The 19302-nt window shown below is 64.6% G+C and carries 7 protein-coding genes and 1 pseudogene (1 of these 8 only partly in view); 7 read left to right on the top strand and 1 reads right to left on the bottom strand.

The features are described from left to right. On the bottom strand, window positions 1–9899 hold the beginning of the coding sequence (locus V5E97_RS09225) for a golvesin C-terminal-like domain-containing protein (RefSeq protein ID WP_406699031.1). Its footprint begins 17431 nt before the window's first position; 9899 of the gene's 27330 nt are visible here — the first part of the coding sequence; its start codon is at window positions 9897–9899; the stop codon falls past the left edge of the window. Between the two features lie 1054 nt (window positions 9900–10953). Between V5E97_RS09225 and rfbF the strand changes: the two genes are divergently transcribed. The 7 genes and pseudogenes from rfbF (at window position 10954) to V5E97_RS09260 (ending at window position 19274) form a co-directional block, all read left to right on the top strand. Beyond that, a complete protein-coding gene (gene rfbF, locus V5E97_RS09230) occupies window positions 10954–11733 on the top strand; it encodes a glucose-1-phosphate cytidylyltransferase (RefSeq protein WP_406699032.1) in 780 nt (259 codons plus the stop codon). Beyond that, window positions 11730–12707 (top strand): NAD-dependent epimerase/dehydratase family protein, encoded by a 978-nt coding sequence (locus V5E97_RS09235; protein WP_406699033.1) that lies wholly within the window; start codon window positions 11730–11732, stop codon window positions 12705–12707. The genes rfbF and V5E97_RS09235 overlap by 4 nt, the downstream gene beginning before the upstream one ends. Then, window positions 12700–14031 (top strand): lipopolysaccharide biosynthesis protein RfbH, encoded by a 1332-nt coding sequence (gene rfbH, locus V5E97_RS09240; protein ID WP_406699034.1) that lies wholly within the window; start codon window positions 12700–12702, stop codon window positions 14029–14031. Before V5E97_RS09235 ends, rfbH begins: the two co-directional genes overlap by 8 nt. After that, entirely contained in the window at window positions 14024–15085 is a 1062-nt protein-coding gene (locus tag V5E97_RS09245; protein WP_406699035.1) for an NAD-dependent epimerase/dehydratase family protein, read from the top strand. Before rfbH ends, V5E97_RS09245 begins: the two co-directional genes overlap by 8 nt. 7 nt (window positions 15086–15092) lie before the next feature. Then, window positions 15093–16172 carry a glycosyltransferase family 2 protein gene (locus V5E97_RS09250; protein WP_406699036.1) on the top strand — a complete coding sequence of 360 codons (1080 nt, stop codon included), beginning with the start codon at window positions 15093–15095 and terminating at the stop codon, window positions 16170–16172. A 47-nt stretch (window positions 16173–16219) separates the two neighbouring features. Then, window positions 16220–17473: a methyltransferase domain-containing protein gene (locus V5E97_RS09255; protein WP_406699037.1), complete on the top strand. Its 1254-nt coding sequence runs from the start codon at window positions 16220–16222 to the stop codon at window positions 17471–17473. Next, window positions 17470–19274, top strand: a pseudogene (locus V5E97_RS09260) (thiamine pyrophosphate-binding protein). Before V5E97_RS09255 ends, V5E97_RS09260 begins: the two are co-directional and overlap by 4 nt. The last annotated feature ends 28 nt before the right edge of the window (window positions 19275–19302 follow it).

Consider the following 19302-nt stretch of genomic DNA (forward strand, 5'->3'; position numbering starts at 1 on the left):
GCGGAATCGTTGCTGGTCCCCGCGGTGCTGCCGAACGGAGCTCCGTCCTTGGTGTAGAGCGTGTCCGGGCCGCCGTTGCCGTAAAGGAAGTCGAGTCCGGTGCCGCCGTAAAGGTGGTCGCCCCGCGTAGTACTGGGTGATCCGAGCATCCGGTTCAACCCGGTGTCTTCGAGGAAGGCGCCGGCCGGTACACCATTGGCTGCCGTGAAGTCGGCCAGTGGCACGACCGGGCCGGTCGATCGGTTGCCGTAGCGGTAGACCCCGTAGTAGTGGACCGTACCGATCGTCAGGTCGATGGGCTGCTGCGACCAGGCGTAGAGATTGTTGGCGCCGACGCCGCCAATGAGGTCGTCGTTGCCTGCTCCGGCATACAGAGTGTCGGTGTCAGTCAGCGGGTTGCCATCCCCCACATCCCCCCACAAACGGTCGTCGCCGGCATTGCCGGAGAGCAGGTCGCTGCCCGGGCCACCGGAGAGATGGTCCGGCCCGGCCGACCCGACGAGGGTGTCGTCGCCGGGTCCCCCTTCCAGGACGGTCTGCCAGGTCCCCGTGGCCGCGAGCTGCGCCGCGGTCGCCGCGCTCAGGTTGGCTTTCAGGGTATCGTTGCCCATCAGGCCATTCACCTGGAACTGCTTGACCAGGGGATTGCCCGCGGTGTCGCGCCAGGTGATATCGAATGTTCGGCCACTGTAGTCGACATGCAGCGCTCCGGACTCTGTCTCGCTTAGCGTGATCGTGTCGTTGATCGCCACCGTGCCGTCGGCGTTGAATGTGCGGTCGCCCTGGATCAGAAGGACATCCACCGCGTTATCGTTTACGTCGTTGGTTCCCGGCCCGTTCCCGCCGAACCCGTCGAGTGTGTCGCCGAGCGCCGCGTACCGGGAATCGACGTCGGCCACGAGGATGTCCACCCCCGAGCCGCCGTAGAGGGTGTCGTGACCATCCTGGCCCTCGAGCCAGTCGGTGTCGCGACCGCCGTAGAGGACGTCGTCGCCTCCACCAGCGTAGAGTTGGTCTTGCCCGGCGCCACCGTTGAGAATGTCATTGGCGCCGACCGTCGCGGAGTTGGTGTTCGCAGCGTAGCTCGGACCCGCGAGGTAGTCGCCGCTGAGGTAGTCGTTGCCGTCGTCGCCCCAGAGCCGGTCCTGCCTCAGGTTGCCATAGAGCTTGTCGCCGTCGGTCCCGCCGTGGAGCTCATCGCCGACCTGGGTTGATTCCTGGGCCAGGTCGAAGCTGGCGGCGTAGGCGTAAAGAGTGTCGAAACCGGCTCCGCCCCAGAGCCGCTGCCCCTCCTGGACGCTGCCGGCCGCCTGGTTGTCCGACCAACCGAGCTGCGTTTGGGTCACGGCGTTGGTGGCGGTGATGCGGATCGTGTCCGCGGCCGCCCCGGCGCTCACCACAAGCGCCAGGCGGTTCACCCCGGTGCGGCGGGCGGAGACCAGGCTGCCCAGGCCCGCGGCCGTCAGCGAGGCATTCAGTTGGGTCACCAGGTCGTCGATGCTGTTGTTATTCGCCGCCGGCAAAGTCACGGTCTTGGTGACTCCATTAACGGTGAGGGTGAACTGGGCCACATCACTCAGGCGGCCGTTGGCGGGCACGGCCACCGTGCCCACCAGGGCCACCGAGCCGACATCGCCAAAGACGAGGTCGTCCCCAGCATCGCCTCTGACCTGGTCGATTCCCGCGTCGCCGCGGATGACGTCGTCTTCCTTGCCGCCTCGGGCCACGTCGTCGCCATCCCCACCGGAGACGAAGTCACGGCCCGCGCCTCCATCGACGTAATCACTGCCGGCATCGCCTCTGAGGGTGTCCGCTCCGCCGCCGCCGAATAGCCAGTCGGTGGCGTCGCCCCCGCTCAGGACGTCGTTGCCGTCGTCGTCGAGTCCATCCACCGAGCCGCCCGCCGTTGGGGTCGGGACGAGCATCGGGGTGCGGAACCCGGCCAGGTCGGGCAACGGGGCGCTGCTGTCGGACGGAGGAGCCAGGAAGTAGCTGGGGTCGTCCCGCCGGAAGTCGGCCGCGACCGCCAGGTTGTTCCCATTCCAGGAGGCGAAGCCACCCCAGAGGACGTCACGTCCCTCTTCGCCCAGGAGCAGGTCGTCCCCGGCTTCACCGACGAGCCAGTCGTCTCCGACGCCGCCGCGCAGGGTGTCGTTCCCGGCGCCGCCGAAGATCACGTCGTTGCCGGCTCCCCCGTCGATCCGGTCGGCGCCGGCGCCGCCATAAATTGTCTCGGCACCGGCCCCCCCGTAGATGAGGTCGGCGCTGCCGACGGCCGCGGCGGGGTCGCCGTGGATCAAGGGGCGGTCGCCCGGATTCGTCCCGGCCCCGGCGGCATTGGTCCCGGCATAAATCGTGTCGCTTCCTTCGCCGCCGAAGAAGGTGTCCGACCCACCCAGGCCATAAATCGTGTTGTTACCAGGCGCGCTGAGCGGCGGACGGGAAGGGTGCAGGTCGCCGTAGAGGGAGTCTGCGCCGACGTCGCCGTAGAGGGTATCGTCGCCCGCCCCCCCTTCGAGAGTGTTTCGGGACTCGACGTCGCCCCCTTGGGGCGAAGTTCCGGCGATCAGCAGATCGTTGCCTGCGCTGCCGATGACGACTTCGCCAGGGAAGAAGTCGCCGTAAAGCGCATCGCTGCCGAGCCCGCCGTAGACGACGTCATCGCCGGCTCCTCCATAAGCGACGTCGTTGCCCGGTCCCGCATCGAGGTAGTCGTTGCCCTCGCCCCCGAAGAGAGTGTCGTTGCCGACGCTGGACTGCGATTCGGGCTTGTCGGCCGCGGTGTAGTCGCCGTAGATCTCGTCATTGCCGCCCGCGCCGGAGATGGCGTCGTTGCCCCCCTGGCCCGCGAGGAAGTCGTCCCCCGCCCCGGAGATGAGGGTATCGTCGCCGAAGCCGCCATAGATCCGGTTGCCGCCGTTGCCGGCGTTGATCCGGTCGTTGCCGTCACCGCCGTAGATGAGGTTTCGTCCGTTGACGACGTAAATGGTGTCGTTGCCGAGCCCGCCGTTGATCGTGTTGTTGCCGTCATCCGCGGAGATGGCGTCGTCGCCTCCTCCGCCACTGAGGTTGTTGTCGCCCGCGCCCCCGGAGATCGTGTCGTTGCCGGTTCCCCCTTGAAGCTCGTCATTGCCGCCGTTGCCGACAAGGCGGGCCGGCCCGCTGCCAGCGTAGGAGAATCGGTCCGCCCCGGACCCGCCGATCAGGGTCACGGGCAGTGCGACCGCGGCGTCGACCCTGATCGTGTTCGAGGCGCTGCCGGATTGGTCGTCGAACGCCAGTCGCGCAACGCCGTCGTACGTCTCGACCCGGCCGCCCGAGCCGATCAGGATCTGGTTGGTGTTGGCCCCTCGGGTGACGGTGAAGTCGTGGTAGAGGTTGTTCAGGGTCAACGTGCCCCCGGACAGCCTGGCCAGTGGCTCCGGGGTCACGTCCTGGCCGACCTGGCGGCCGTTCGAGAAGTCGATCAGGGTGACCTTGAACAACTCGAGCCGTTCGTCGATCAGAGTGATGACGATGGACGTGATGCCCAGGTCGATCTCGAGGACGGCCCGGATGAAGGCGTCGAGCCCCGCGTGGAGGTCCCCCGAGGTATCGAAGATGCCTCCGACGCCAAAGTGCTCGATGCTGTTGGCCAGTTCGCTAAACCGGACCTTGCCGTCGTGATTCGGGTCGTGCGGACTGAAGCGGACGTTGGTATAAATCCCCCCCTCCACCCCGGCCAACACGGACAGGGAGCCGACTCCGAAATCCAACTCAACGCCGGCCGCGGCGGCGGCCGTGAATTGGCCGTAGAGGTTGAGGTTCGAGGCGGCATCGATGTAGAACCCATCGAAGGCATTGCCGCCTGCCTCCGCCCTTCGCAGGCCATACGTGTCGTAGCCGAACGAGAGCTCGCCCGACATCCCGATCCGGCCATCCAGGATGAGCGTCAGGAAGGGCGGGAAAATCGGGATGGCCTGGTGATAGCGGGCCTCCACGCCGAGTTTCGGCAGGGTGAGCGAGAACAGGGTGACGTCCTGGCCGAAGAGGAGTTTGAAGATGCTCTTGGGGTCGGTGAACAGGGGGAGCTGAATTCCCACCCCGCCGTCGTCGGGACTTTGCGTGGCGCTGTCGACGAACTCCCGTTGGGTAGGTGTGAGCTGATCGAGCGGGTTGAGGGTCGGGTTGCTGAACTGGGGCGTCAGGGCGTCGAGCCCCGCCGCGGTCCGCAGGTCGCCGCCCACCAAGGCGCTGCCGATATTCACCAGGTTCAACTGACCGCTGGCGAACTGCGCCAGATCTTCCTCCAGATCGAGCAGCCGCTGCACCCCATTGAGGAATCGAGTGGTGTCCTCGGAGACATAGCCGAACAGCCTGGCGACGTCGAGCAGGGTCACCGTCCCGGCCAGGTCGGAAATCACAGGGACCGGGGTATTGAGGATCTCCAGCACGGGCCGGATCGGGTCCAGCACCTGATCGACCTGGCGGAGCAGTCGGCCGACGAACGACTCGATCACCTGACCGGGGTTGAAGGTCACGTCGGTGAACGACACCGTCGGGGCGTCTCCGTAACGGTTGCCGCCGGCCGCCGGGTCGGTGTCGATGAACGTCCAGCCGAGATGGAACCCGAGGCCGATCGACGGGAAGTCGGTCGAGGCGAACCCGGCCGACAGTTGGAGGTTGACGTCGGCCAAGGCGTTGAGCCTGGCAAAGAAGATCCGGCCGAGGTCGGTGGCCGAGGTGATCTCGTTGAGAGTCAGGCGGTTATCACTGTTGAGGTCACGGAGGTCCACGCCGAACGTGGCGGTGACCTGCGACGGGTACTGGGCGCTATCGGTGGCCCGGACCTGCAGGAAGCCGAGCGTGCCGGTGGCGTTGAGGCCGCCGAGGCGGGCGTCCACCCGGATGGCCAGTTCCGCCGGCAGGCCACCGACGATGGCCAGGGCGTTGCCGTTGGCCGGGTCCTTGGCGTAGGCGGTGGTGTCGAGGAAGAACCCTTGGCTCTTGCTGATCCCAAAACGGAGGCCGAAATCGAACCCGAGCATGACCGTGGGACTGCCCGTGATCGAGAGGCCGAGCGCCGGTAGCCCAAGTTTGATCTCGAGCGGGTTCTGCGGGTCATGATCGACCGTCAGGGCCTGGCCGAGCTGGAGGTCGAAGGTCACGGTTTCGGTCGACGTGGTGATCTGAGCCGGATCGGGGCTGACTCGGATGTCGTTTTCCGTGACCGGGCCGGTGTGGCCAATGGGCTTGAGCCAGTTCAGGCCGCCCGGCCCGAGGGCCTGGAAGAGCGTCCGCCGGACGGCTCCCACGGTCCGCTCGTTGGTAGCCAGATTGGCCAGCCCTTGGAGCACGCGGTCTTTCATGTCGCTGATGAACCGGACGGTGCTGCCAAGCTGACCGCCAACCAGTGGGATTTGAGCGCCCAAGGCTGAGCGGACCGCCTGGTTGAGCCGGTCGAATGCCCCGGCGATGCCATCGACGACCGCTCCGAACTCCGCGTCGAGGTTGAATGAGCCCCCATTCACGGCCGCGGCGAAGTCGGGGAGTGGATGGTTCGTGATCCCGGCGGCCGCGCTCAGTGTCGTCGAGAGATTGACCGACGCGTTGTTGCCCAGGAACGAGACCGGCAGTTGCAGGTCCAGCTTGCCCGTGACGGCGACCGTGGTTTGCGACAGAAGCGAGTGATCGAGATAGAGCCGGTGAGTGCCGTTGTCGCCGGTGAGGGTGACGGCGAATGTGGCCGGGGTTGTGAGGGGACCGTTGCCGTCGGAGTCCAGCGCAAAGGTGCCGCCCGCGACAGCCACGCTCAGCGGTCCGACCGCGGATGAGAAGTTGAGATTCGCCGCCGACACGGCGGTGGTCAACGTCAGCGCTGTGCCGCCGCCGGGGTTGGTGCTGTCATACAGGAAGGGGCGAGGCGACGACGGGTTACTCAAGTCGATTCCGAGCGCAATGCCCAGTGTGGCCCCCGCCGAGGCGGCGAGTTGTCCGGAGGCCGTGGCTTGGGTATTGATCAGGTTGCCCAGGGCCCCGCTATTGAGCGCCTGGAGGTCGAGGTTCAGGGGGACCTGGCGCGACGTTTCAAACGACTTCGTGAGCACCAGTTTCAGGGCGTTGCCATCGACCGAGACTGCGACATCTCTGAGTTTGAGGGACTCACTCTGAAGCAGTGTGGTCAGGTCCTGGAGCGTCAACGTGCCCGCCACCCCGTCGGGGTTGGCGGCGATCTGATCCACGGCCCCCTTGAAGGTGTCGCGGAACTGCAGGAGCTCGGACGGGCTGAGGTTCAGCCCCAGGAGCTTGCGGCCGACGAATGAAAGTCCCTCGATGCTACCGAGGTAGTCGACAACGCTCCGCAGCGCCGCGGTCACGTCGGCGAACTTCAGGCTCGACGTGTTCCGGAGCGACGCCGCGTTGGGATAGGCGAGCTGGGTGCGGGCCGCCGCGGTGGCCAGGTCGGTCGTCGACCAGGAGGCGGTCACCTGGGCATCGGCGGGGAGCCCGAGGCCGGGCAGGGCGGGGGACACCGCCACCGGCAGGACGAAGTTCATCGACGCCGGAGCGAGGAGCGTGCCGACCAGGTCGGCGGGCGACAGCAGGTGGTCCGTCAACTCCCGGAGCGTGATCCGGCCGTCGGGCACGGCGCCAGGGTCGCGGAGCGAGACGTCGATCCCAACGTGTCCGCTGGCCGTACCGTTGGCGATGTTGAGGCCGACAAGGCCGAGCCGGGCCGACGCATTGATTGCGGTTGCGGCCAGATCCAGGCCAGCGGAGAACGTCGGCGTGCCGGCCGCCGCGGGGACGACGAACACGCGGTCGATCAGGAGCGGGGTCGTCTCTCCCGTATCCGGGAGGTCGAGGTCGAACCCGAGCTTGAACTGGGCGCGAACCTGCCGTTGGATCGACAGGTTCCCCGAGGTGTTGATCCCGGCGAGGTTGCCCAAGCCCCCCGCGAGCGAGAGGCCGTCCGAGAGGGGGTCGAACGAATGGACGAACTGCACGTCGTAGTAGAGGACATGCTCAGCCGCATCGTAGTGAACCCCTTTGATGGAGGCGGCGGCCCCGGCGAGTTGCTGGGCGGTGGCGAACGTCGGTGTCCCCGCCCCGGCCTGCAGCATGCCAGTGAGCTGGGCCGCGAGCGCGGAGGGCAGATCCAGCGCGTTTCCCAGGCTCGTGCCCGTGGTGAAGGGGAGGCTTGCGGTCAGGCTGGAGGTGTTGCGAAAGTCGCCCAGCCAGGTGCCCAGTTGCCCGAGCGACTGGAGGACGTCCGAGGCCGACAGGTTGGTGAACACCTTGAGGGCGTCGGGCAGCGTCGCCAGGGTCGGTGGGACCGCCGCGAAGGCATCGGCGACGGACAGGGTGATCGGGATCGGCGAGGCCGTGAGCGCCGTGCCGCCGATCGAGGCCTGGACCGGCAGGCTGACGGAGCCGCCCCCACTCCCGGTCACCGTCACACCCAGCAGCGCTGACAGCGGAGCGGCCCTGAGTTGGGTCAGTGACAGGTCGGCCGAGGGAAATCCGACGGCGGCCGAGGCATTGAAAGCGATGTTGCCACCGACCACCTGGCCACTGAGGAAGCCCACATCCAGCCCGAAATTGAGATTCGTGGCCTGGAGGGAAGCCGCGATCTGTGTCGCGTCTGCCTTGATGAAGATCGCGTCCTCCGGCGCGAGATCGGCGTCGGTCTTGATGCCGAACTGGAGCGGGATCGTCGCGGTGAGTGTCACGTCCACCGTCGGAGAGGACTGGCCGAGCGCCAGGCCGGCCCGTCGGGCCACGGCCCCGAGGTCGAGCTCGCGCGAGACCGTTTTCGTCACCGTCAGCGTCAGTCCGAATCGGATCTCGTCCTCGGTGCTCGTGACCTGCAATCCGCCGAGGGTCCACCCGCCTCCCGAGGCGCTCGCGGCCGCTTGCAGTTGGGCCATCAGGCCGACCGCGGTCGGCGTATCGTCGGCCAGGTCGGCCAGGGCGAAGCTGTCGGGCGAACCGGGGGGCGTGTTAAAGCCGTTGAAGTAGGTGAGTGTGGGTTGAATCAAGGCCGAGCGGAACCAGCCTTGGAGGTCGAGTGCACTGCCGAGGCGGAATTGCTGGCTCAGGTCGGCAGGGAGGCCGGTCGGGAGCTGGACGGTGGAGTTCGGGACCGTCGTCGGCACCGCGCCGAGCAAGGGCAGGGGTTGAGCCAGCGGACCGATCGCGTTCAGTGAGGCGAGGCCGTCGGCGAACGTGGAGAGGCCGTCGATCAGGTTCTGCCGGACCGCGGGTGAGAACTGAATCTTCGGCGGTCGGATGGTGACGTGGAAATGGTTGGCGTGCCCGGCGATGAAGGAGACGGGCTTGCCGAAGGCCTGATCATTGAGCCTCTGCCGGACAATCGGGTCGTTGAAGAAGACCTTGACGGTCGTGTCGTCCTTGAACGCCAGGATTTGCTGGGTTGTCTTGGCGCGATCGTAACCCGAACGGAGTGCGAACAGGCTCATGAACCCTTGGTCAAATTTGGCCCCGTTCGTCTCGTTGGCTGGTCCACCCGCGGGGGCAAACGAACGAACGGCACGAGCGAATGCATCGTTCAAGTCACGGTGTTCGTAGAGCGTATTGAGGGCCTGATCGAGATTGCCAATGTCGGGTGTGTTGCTCCCAAGCACGAATTCGCGGTCCCAGGCGGCGAAGGGCACAATTTGATTGCGCGCAATGTTCGTGGTGTAGGCACCGCTGGATTCGATGGCGACTTGCACCCAGATCGGCGAGTTCAAGCCGAGGCCAGTCGCCGCGGAAACGTCGTCGAACCAGATCCCCGCCGTCGTCAGGCCCAAGTCCAGGTCGAGGCCGGTTTGATGACCATTGTGAGCGGTCGTCCTACCTCCTCCGGCCACGCTCAGCGAGGTGACTCGAAGGTTATTCAACCCATTAGGAAGGCGTGCGCCGGCCCGAACCAGGGCTTCGTAGGCCCAGTCGGTGGCCCACTCGGGCTTCGTAGGTTTAGACGAGCCGATCGCTAGCTCTTCCTTGGTATCCATGACCCAGCCTGTGCCCGCTGCGATCCGCTTCCAACGGGGCGCAAGGCTCGAGTTGATGTAGCCCTGGGCCAGGGGAGTCAAGTCGGTAGCGACGGCTTTAGGGTTATTGGAAACCGTTACGCTCTTGCTGGCGACGGCGCCATTGAAGACCGCGATCGCGTTGGTGCTGGAATTGTCGAGCACCCCGTTGACTGGGAGCGGGTTGCCTTTGTCGTCCGTGTAACCGAAGTAATCGAGCCGCTGCTGGAGCTGCATCAGATGCACGACGGTGGAAGTCGAGTTATCGAATGTTACCGCTCCAGGACCACTGGTTGAAAAGCCTGCCGCGACATTGACGGTCACGCTGAACGGGGTCGTCGTGCTGCCGACGGTTCGTGTGAAATCCAGCGTGAGCTTGCCCTGGAACCCGGGGTCGCTGGCCGACTTGTCCCCGGGGAGCAACACTCCAGAGGGGGCGTCTGTACTGGTGACCGCGAGGTACAACAGTCCGGAGGATGCAAACGTGCGGCCGCTTACGCCCTCACGGTCGGAATGCACGATCCGACCGTACGTGGCCGTGCTGTTTGTCAGTACCAGATCCCCCACGGAAAGCTTCGGGATCGCTGCTTCCTGCTTGAGTTCGAGGGCGATGGCCGTGAGATCGTTCTGAACCTTGGCGCCGGTCATCGCGTATGTGGCTCCCGAGCCGGCGGGCGCGATCGGGAGCATTGACAGGTCGATGGCGAGCACATCCCCGGTTCGATCATCGAGCGTGAACCCGGCCCCACTTGGGGTGACTCGATCCTCCAACTCGAGGAACTCCGGCAACAGAAACAACGGCCGGCCCCGGCCGCCGCGGCGACCTCCTCGTGTCCGACCGGCCGAGGACTTCTGGTCACGAAGCTTCGAGTGGGACCGCATTGTTCCGTCTCTCAATAGGTGTGACCGACTCGGAGGTGCTATCGGCTCGTGAGCACTTGCAGGACTCGGCCCCGGCAGCGACGAGGGACCGGTCCCGGCGTGGCTTCGCGTGGAGGCGACAATCCGTCACCACAGGTCTCGTTCCCGCAAGACGAATCAGGACTTGAGCGGAACCCGTGGCCGGAAAGTCAGTTGGACCCCCGAAGGTGCAGCCGTATCGGTAGCTTTCCCGGACCCCAAGACGGCGTCGAGTTTGGGGCGAGACGAGTTTGAGTCGGGCGTCGGGCAGGTGCAAGCCCCACCATTCCCCCGGCCGCTTTTTTGTTTCGAGTCACCGGCGAGGAGCGCAGGGCGGGCCCATCCCCTGGAACCAGGCTCCGGCCCAGAGGCTTCGATCCCCCTGCTCGGTGATGCCCCGTGCCCGATCCGTCATCAGACGTAGATGGCGGGTGAAGCTGCGCCTCAGCCTTTGTTCGAGGAGCAACAGAACGGGGAATCACCTCTCGAGAAGTCGGCCTCAAACCTTCCGGGTGGAAAGCTTATCATTCTCGCGATATCAAGAGCAAGAAGATTGTCGGGATATTATTATGGTTCGCCTGTCTTGATTGCATAAACTCGTGAGTAGCCTTTTCGGATGGCATCTGGCTTTCCCTGCGACTGATGGGCAACCTCACAGACGGCACGCTTGTAAGAGCTGTCAAGACGTGTTTTGGGCATGGCATGAGCCGCGGGTAGAGTGCGAACCTCGCCGCTCGCACTCCCCCTGCGCAGGGCGAAAGACCCACCTGCCGCAGGAGGCTCCGACGGCGGTTGAATTCCGAATGAATTCATTGCGATGGCGGCCACGGAGTTGACTTTGCCCAATTCTGGCAAAAGTCGTATAGTGCGAAAAATGGCGATGCGCAACGGATCTGTGAGGGTCGCAAATCCTCGACCTTGGGAAACGGGCTAATCGCTCGGTTCGATAGGGGCTGAGCTCGAGAAGCTGAGGGTTAAACGAACCGACCGGCCCCGAGTTCTCCTTGGCGCGGGTTGATTTGGGAAGGGATTCCTCATGAAGGTCTTGATACTTTGCGGCGGGCAGGGGACGCGGCTCCGCGAGGAGACCGAGTTCCGTCCCAAACCGCTCGTGGAAATCGGCCAGCGTCCCATCCTCTGGCATATCATGAAACTGTTTGCCCACCATGGGTTTCGGGAGTTTGTGCTCTGCCTGGGCTATCGTGGCAAGATGATCAAAGACTATTTTTTGAATTATGAAGCCATGAATAATGACTTCACGATTTGTCTGGGGCAGCGGCATAGCGTCACACTGCACGACGCCCACGAAGAGCAAGACTTTCGCGTCACGCTGGCCGATACCGGCGAGGAGACGATGACGGGCGGCCGGATTCAGCGTGCGGCTCGTTACCTGGACGGCGATACGTTCATGGTGACTTACGGCGATGGGGTCGCCAACGTCGATATCACCCGGCTCCTCGAGTTCCATCAGAGCCATGGCCGGATGGCGACCGTGACCGCCATCCGCCCCTATTCCCGCTTCGGCGCCCTCGAGGTCGACGACTCGGACCGCGTGGTCAACTTCGCGGAGAAGCCGCAAATTGAAGGATGGTCGAGCGCGGGATTCTTCGTCTTCAACCGCCGACTCCTGGATTATCTCACGGGCGACACCTGCATCCTCGAACGCGAACCGTTGGAACGGCTCACACAGCAGGGGGAGCTGATGATCTACCGACACGAGGGCTTCTTTTTCGCGATGGATACGTACCGCGAATACAAGGCGCTCAACGACCTGTGGGACAGCGGCCAGGCGCCGTGGAAGGTTTGGGGTAAATGAGCCGGTTTTGGCTGGATAGGCCGACTCTGGTCACCGGTGCGACGGGACTGGTCGGCGGTTGGCTGGTGACCCGTTTGCTCGAAGTGGGCGCGGACGTCACGTGCCTGGTCCGTGACTGGGTGCCCCAGAGCGGCCTGATTCGCGAGGGTTTGATCGATCGGGTCAAGGTGGTCCGTGGCGACATTCGCGATCAAGGGCTGCTGGAGCGGGCCCTGGGTGAGCACGAGATCAACACGGTTTTTCACCTGGCCGCCCAGACGATCGTGGGTACGGCCAACCGCAACCCGGTTTCGACCTTCGAGTCGAACATCCAGGGGACCTGGGCGCTGCTCGAGGCTTGCAGACGCTCGCCCGCGGTCAAGCAGGTGGTGCTTGCCTCGTCCGACAAGGCTTACGGCGACCAGGAACAGCTTCCCTACGACGAAACGACTCCTTTGCAGGGGCAACACCCCTATGATGTGAGCAAGTCGTGTGCGGATTTGATTGCCCACACCTATGCGGTCAGCTACAAGTTGCCGGTGGCGATCACCCGGTGCGGCAACTTCTACGGCGGTGGCGACCTGAACTGGAACCGGATCGTCCCCGGGACGATTCGCTCGGTGATCCGCGGTCAGCGGCCGGTGATCCGGTCTGACGGCAAGTTCGTCCGCGACTACTTCTACGTCGAGGACGGGGCGAACGCGTACCTCGTCCTGGCCGAGGCCCTGGCCGACCGGCCCGAGCTGGCGGGCGAGGCGTACAACTTCTCCAACGAGATCCAGGTCACGGTTCTCGACCTCGTCGAAGCCATCCTTCGGGCGATGGGCAGCGATCTGGTGCCGGAGATTCGCAACGAGGTCTCCAACGAGATCATTCATCAGTACCTGAGTGCCGCCAAGGCGAGGCGCGAGCTCTCGTGGACGCCGCTGTTCGACCTGGACGAGGGGATGGCACGCACCATCCGGTGGTACAGGGATTTCTTCTCTCATGAATGAGAATGAGTCGAGCGAAAGCCTGAGACGCCAGATCCTCGATCTGGTCCGCCGCTATCACGCGACCGCGTTCCCGCCGCGTCCGTTTGAGCCGGGAGCGAGCGCCTTGCCCTGCGCGGGGCGGGTCTTCGATGATGAGGAACTGGTCCATCTGGTCGACTCCTCGCTCGACTTCTGGCTGACGACGGGCCGGTTCGCCGAGCAGTTCGAGCGCGAATTCGCCGCGCGGTTCGGGGTGCGACACGCCTTGCTCGTGAACTCGGGGTCGTCGGCCAATCTCGTGGCCCTCTCGTGCCTGACCTCCCCCAAGCTGGGCGAGCGTCGCCTTCAGCCGGGCGATGAGGTGATCACGGTGGCCGCCGGTTTCCCGACCACGGTCAACCCGATCATCCAGAACAATCTTGTGCCGGTGTTCGTGGATGTTCAGATCCCGACCTATAACATCGACCCGACCCAGCTCGAGCCTGCGTTATCGAGTCGGACCCGGGCGATCATGATCGCCCACACCCTGGGCAACCCGTTCGACCTCAACGCTGTTACGGCGTTCGCCCGCGAGCACAACCTCTGGCTGATCGAGGATTGCTGCGACGCCGTCGGCTCGACCTACGACGGAAAGAACGTCGGCACGTTCGGTGACCTGGCCACCGTCAGCTTCTACCCGGCGCATCACATCACGATGGGCGAGGGGGGGGCCGTCCTGACCGATCGGCCCCGCCTCAAAACGCTCGTCGAATCGTTCCGCGACTGGGGCCGCGACTGCTGGTGTGCGCCCGGCATGGACAACACCTGCGGCAAGCGGTTCGACTGGCAGCTCGGCGACCTGCCTCCGGGCTATGATCACAAATATATTTACTCGCATATCGGCTACAACCTGAAGCTGACTGACATGCAGGCGGCCGTGGGCGTGGCGCAGTTGGCCAAGCTCGACCAGTTCGTGGCCGCCCGCCGGGACAACTATACGCGGCTCCGAGCCGGACTCGCGGGGCTCGAGGAATTCCTGGTTCTGCCGGAGGCCACCCCTGGCTCGGATCCGAGCTGGTTTGGCTTCCCCTTGGCGGTTCGGCCCGGCGCTCCGTTCAGTCGCCGAGAGCTGGTGAACTTCTTGAATGCGCGGAAGATCGCCACCCGCCTGGTTTTCGCGGGCAACCTGCTTCGCCAGCCGGCCTACGTGGATATCGAGCATCGCAAGATCGGCGACCTGGTCAACACCGACTTTGTCATGAACCAGGCGCTCTGGGTGGGCGTTTATCCGGGGCTCTCACCGGACATGATCGACTCCATGATCGCGGTGTTCGAGGATTACTGCCGCGAGGCCGTTCATGGCTAATCCGCTTGCCGACGACCTTGACCACGTGCTCGATCAGGTGGGGCCGCTCTGGGAGGAACTCCGCGGGGCGCGGTTGTTTATCACCGGGGGGACGGGCTTTTTCGGCTGCTGGCTGCTCGAGAGCCTGCTCTGGGCCGACGCCCAGCGCCGGCTCGGGGTCGAGTTGGTGGTGCTGACCCGCTCCCCTGAGGCGTTCGCCCGCAAGGTGCCGCACCTGGCCGGGCATCGGGCGGTTCGGCTTCACGAAGGGGATGTCCGCAGCTTCGCCGATCCCGAGGGTACGTTCTCGCACGTGATCCACGCGGCCACCGAGGCGAGCGCCACGCTGAACGCCGAGGCGCCGCGGGTCATGTTCGACACGATTGTCGAGGGAACGCGACGAACATTGGAGCTGGCTCGTCGGTCGGGAGCCTCGCGGTTCCTGCTCACCAGTTCGGGGGCGGTCTACGGCCGCCAGCCCGCCGAGCTGACCCACGTCGGAGAGGACTACCTTGGTGCCCCCGATCCGACCGATCCTCGATCGGCCTACGGTGAAGGGAAGCGGGTCGCCGAGCATCTCGTGGCGCACGAGTATCACGCCCACGGCCTGGACGCGATGATCGCCCGCTGCTTTGCGTTCGTTGGGCCCTACCTGCCGCTCGACATCCACTTCGCGGTCGGGAACTTCGTGCGCGACGCCCTGGCCGGTGGGCCGGTCCGGGTCGCCGGCGACGGTACCCCCTATCGCTCTTATCAGTATGCAGGGGACTTGATGGTCTGGCTCTGGTCGATCTTGTTGCGCGGGGTTCCGGCCCGCCCTTACAACGTCGGCAGCGAAGAGTCCATCACGATCGGCGACGTGGCTCGCCGGATCGCCGAGTCCGAGGGCGTCGCCTGGGTCGTAGAAGGGAAAGTCACTCCGGGGGCCCCGGTCACGCGCTACGTCCCCTCGACCGCCCGGGCGCGGGACGAGCTGGGCCTCCTTGGTTCGATCGACTTTGACGACGCGATCGCCCGGACTGTCCGTTGGCATCGGAACCTGGCGGACCGCCCTTCTCCATCCTTCGCCACGTGAGGCATTCATGCACGCTGACCAGGATCCGGAAGCGCAAGGACGGCGCAAACATATCTGTGTCGTGTCTCCCTGCTACAACGAGGTGGAGAACGTTCGGGAGCTTTACGAGGCGATCAAGCAGGTTTTCGCCGAGCTTCCGCAATATCGCTACTCGCATCTGTATATCGATAATGCGTCGACCGACGGAACCGTCGAGATTCTCCGTGAGTTGGCGCACGCCGATCCGAACGTCAAGGTGATCGTGAACGCGAGGAACTTCGGCCACATCCGGTCGCCCTTCCACGCGATGCTCCAGTCCGACGGCGATGCGACGGTCCTCATGGCGTCAGACTTCCAGGATCCCCCCTCGATGATCCCGGACTTCATCAAACGCTGGGAGGAAGGGTCGAAGATCATCATCGGGGTCAAGGCTGAATCGGACGAGCAGCCTTTGATGTACGCCCTGCGCTCGATGTACTACGGACTGGCCGCGAAGCTGGCGGACATCGAGCTCATGCAGCACGTCACCGGCTTTGGCCTGTACGACCATCGCGTGATCGAGATTCTCCGGGAGATCGACGATCCTCACCCCTATTTCCGCGGCCTGATCGCGGACATCGGACTCGACTGTTGCAAGATCCCCTATCGACAGCCTCAGCGGCGGCGTGGAATCACGAAAAATAATTTCTATTCGCTCTACGACATCGCCATGCTCGGGATCACGAACCACTCGAAGGTTCCGTTGCGCGTGGCGACGATCGCGGGATTCATCATGTCGGCATTGTGCTTACTCATGGCCATCGGCTACTTCATCGCCAAACTGCTCTTCTGGAACTGGTTCAGCGTCGGTGTGGCTCCGATTCTGATCAGCCTCTTCTTGTTCTCGTCGGTGCAACTCTTCTTCATCGGGATCATCGGCGAGTACATCGGAGCGATCCACACCCAGGTCCAGAAACGCCCCCTCGTGATCGAGAAGGAGCGACTCAATTTCGACGGGCCGCCCCCCGACTCGATCGCGAACGACGGCAACCGCAGGCGGTACGTTTACGCGGTTCAGAACGGGTCGTCGACCCCTGGTCCGCTGGATTGGGAGAAGGCCGGCTCCTGACGTCGGGCGGGCGGAGCCCGGAGCTTCGAGAAGGAGGATCCATTTTCATGGCGCAATCGAGTCTCCAGGGCGATGCCGTCGCGGCCCCTCTGGATCGGCCTTGCCCGATTTGCGGGGGGGACGAATGTGCGGATATGCACACGCAACGCTTTGTGCTTCCGGAGGATCACCCACTCCGCAACGGCTACAAGGTGGTCTGTTGCGGCCGTTGCGGGTTCGTGTACGCCTCCACGCCCGCGAATCAGGAAGACTACGACGCCTTCTACGCGAAGTTCTCCAAGTACGAGGACAATACGACCTCGACCGGCAGCGGCGTGACCCCTTGGGACGCCGAGCGGCTCGAGGAAACGGCGGCGGACCTCGCTCGCTTCGTTCCGGACCGCTCGGCGAGGATCGTCGATATCGGCTGTGCCAACGGGGGCCTACTCGCCGCCTTGAAGGCTCGAGGCTATGAGAACCTCTGCGGGGTCGACCCTTCGCCCGGTTGTGCTCGCTATGTGCGTGATCAACTCGGGATCGAGGCCTACGCCGGATTGCTCACCCGGCTCCCGGAAGAAGTCGGCGCTGTGGACGCGGTCCTGCTCTCACACGTGATGGAGCACGTCCGGGAACTCCGACCGGCCCTCGAGGCGGTCCGGGCGGTGATGAAACCCGGGGCCATCCTCTACGTCGAGGTTCCCGACGCGACCCGGTACGTGGAATTTCTCTTCGCACCGTTTCAAGATTTCAATACAGAACATATTAATCATTTTTCGCCGGTCTCGCTGGCGAATCTGCTGGCCGTGTGCGGTCTGGAGCCGATCGAGTCGGGCCGGCGGATGCTGACGACCTCGCCCGGGATGCCTTATCCGGCGATTTACGCGGTCGGAGTCGGCTCGGTGACGAGTTCCGAGGGCGACGGACTGACGAAGGATCGGACTCTCAAGCCCGCGATCGAGGCCTACATCGCGGGATCTTCACGGCTGCTCGGGGCGATCGACCTCAAAATTCAGCGTGCCCTGGAGCAGTCGGGGCCGATCCTGGTCTGGGGTGCCGGGCAGTTGGCGATGAAGTTACTCGCCGAGACTTCGCTCGGCCAGGCCGAGATCGCGGCCTTCGTCGACGGCAATCCGATTCACCATGGTAAGACCATTCGCGGTGTGCCGGTGCTTGCCCCCGAGCAGATTCGGAACATGGCCCATCCCATTTTGATCACAAGTACGCTGCACGAGCGGGAGATTGCCGACAGGATCTCCCAGATGGGGTTGAGCCATCGCGTGTTGTGTCTTGGAGCAGAGTCCGACGTCAGGAATTCGCCATGATTCGAGTTGCCGATTACATCGCACGGACCCTCTTTCAGCACGGAATCGAGCACGTGTTCATGGTCACCGGCGGTGGTGCCATGCACCTCAACGACGCCATTGGCCGGTGTGAGGGGCTCAAGTACGTCTGCTGCCACCACGAGCAGGCCTGCACGATGGCGGCCGACAGCTATTACCGGCTGACCAACCGGCTGGCGGCGGTCAACGTGACGACCGGGCCCGGAGGGACGAACGCGATCACCGGTGTCTTCGGTGCCTGGACCGACTCGCTCGGGATGGTCGTCGTCTCGGGGCAGGTCAAGTGGGAGACGCTCGTTCGGAGCACGGGCCTCCCGCTCAGGCAACTGGGCGACCAGGAGGTGGATATCATCCGCCTGGTCGAACCGATCACCAAGTACGCGGTGATGGTCACCGAACCGACGTCGATCCGCTACCACCTCGAGCGGGCCCTCCATCTGGCACGGACCGGTCGCCCCGGCCCCGTCTGGCTCGACGTGCCGATCAATGTGCAAGGCGCTCTCGTCGATGAGTCGAGCTTGCCGGGTTATGACCCGAACGAAGATCCGATCGCCGCGACGAACGACCTCGACAGTGCCTGTCTGGATGTGCTCACGCGACTGAAAAAGGCGGAGCGGCCGGTGATCATGGCCGGCTCGGGCGTGCGGCTCGCGGGGGCGCGCGAGGATTTCCTCGAACTCGTCGAGGCCCTGGGCGTCCCTGTGACGACCTCCTGGAACGCGCACGACGTGATCTGGAATGAGCACCCATGCTACGTGGGCCGGCCGGGCACGATCGGCGACCGGGCGGGCAACTTCGCCGTGCAGAATGCGGATTTCCTGCTCGTTCTCGGCTGCCGGCTCAATATCCGCCAGATCAGTTACGACTGGAAGAAGTTCGCACGCGCCGCCGAACTGGTCATGGTCGACGTCGACGCGACCGAACTCAAGAAGCCGACGATTCGCCCCGCCTTGGCGATTCACGCCGATCTGGCCGACTTCCTGCCCCGGCTTCGCGCGCTTGTGCATGAACCGCCGGCTCCCAAGCATTCCACCTGGCTCGCCTGGGGGCGCGAACGGGCGCGGCGGTATCCGGCCGTCCTTCCCGAATACTGGGAGACCGAGTCGGGTATAAACCCATACTGCTTTGTGGATGTCCTGTTCGGCCAAGTCCCGGACGACCAGATCGTCGTGACCGGTGATGGCACGGCCTGCGTGGTGACGTTTCAGGCCGCCAAGATTCAGGAGCACCAGAGGCTCTACACCAATTCAGGCTGTGCTTCGATGGGGTACGACCTGCCGGCGGCCATCGGCGCCTGTCTCGCCAGTGGCGGGCGGCCGGTCGTCTGCTTGGCCGGCGACGGCAGCATCCAGATGAATCTTCAGGAGCTCCAGACCATTGTCGGCCGGGCTTTGCCGATCAAGCTCTTCGTGTTGAACAACCAGGGCTATCACTCGATCCGCCAGACGCAGCAGAACTACTTCGCCGACAACATCGTGGGCTGTGGGCTCGACAGTGGACTGTCCTTCCCCGACTTCGGCCGCTTGGCGAATGCTTATGGAATCCCGTTCCGTCGGGTCGAGCGGCATCGCGACCTCGCCGCCGCGGTCGCGGCGACCCTCGCAGGGCCGGGCCCTCAGGTGTGCGAGGTCATGCTCGACCTCGCCCAGGCGTTTGCGCCGAAGTTGGCGTCGAAGAAGCTTGCCGACGGCCGCATGGTCTCCGCCCCTTGGAAGACCTGACTCCGCTGCTCAGCCGTGAGGAATTCGCCGAGAACATGATCATCCCGCCCCTGGCCGACTGATTCGGCGGGCCCTCATTTTTTTCTCTTT

It is taken from the genome of Singulisphaera photorubra, assembly GCF_045290345.1.
Lineage (GTDB): Bacteria > Planctomycetota > Planctomycetia > Isosphaerales > Isosphaeraceae > Singulisphaera.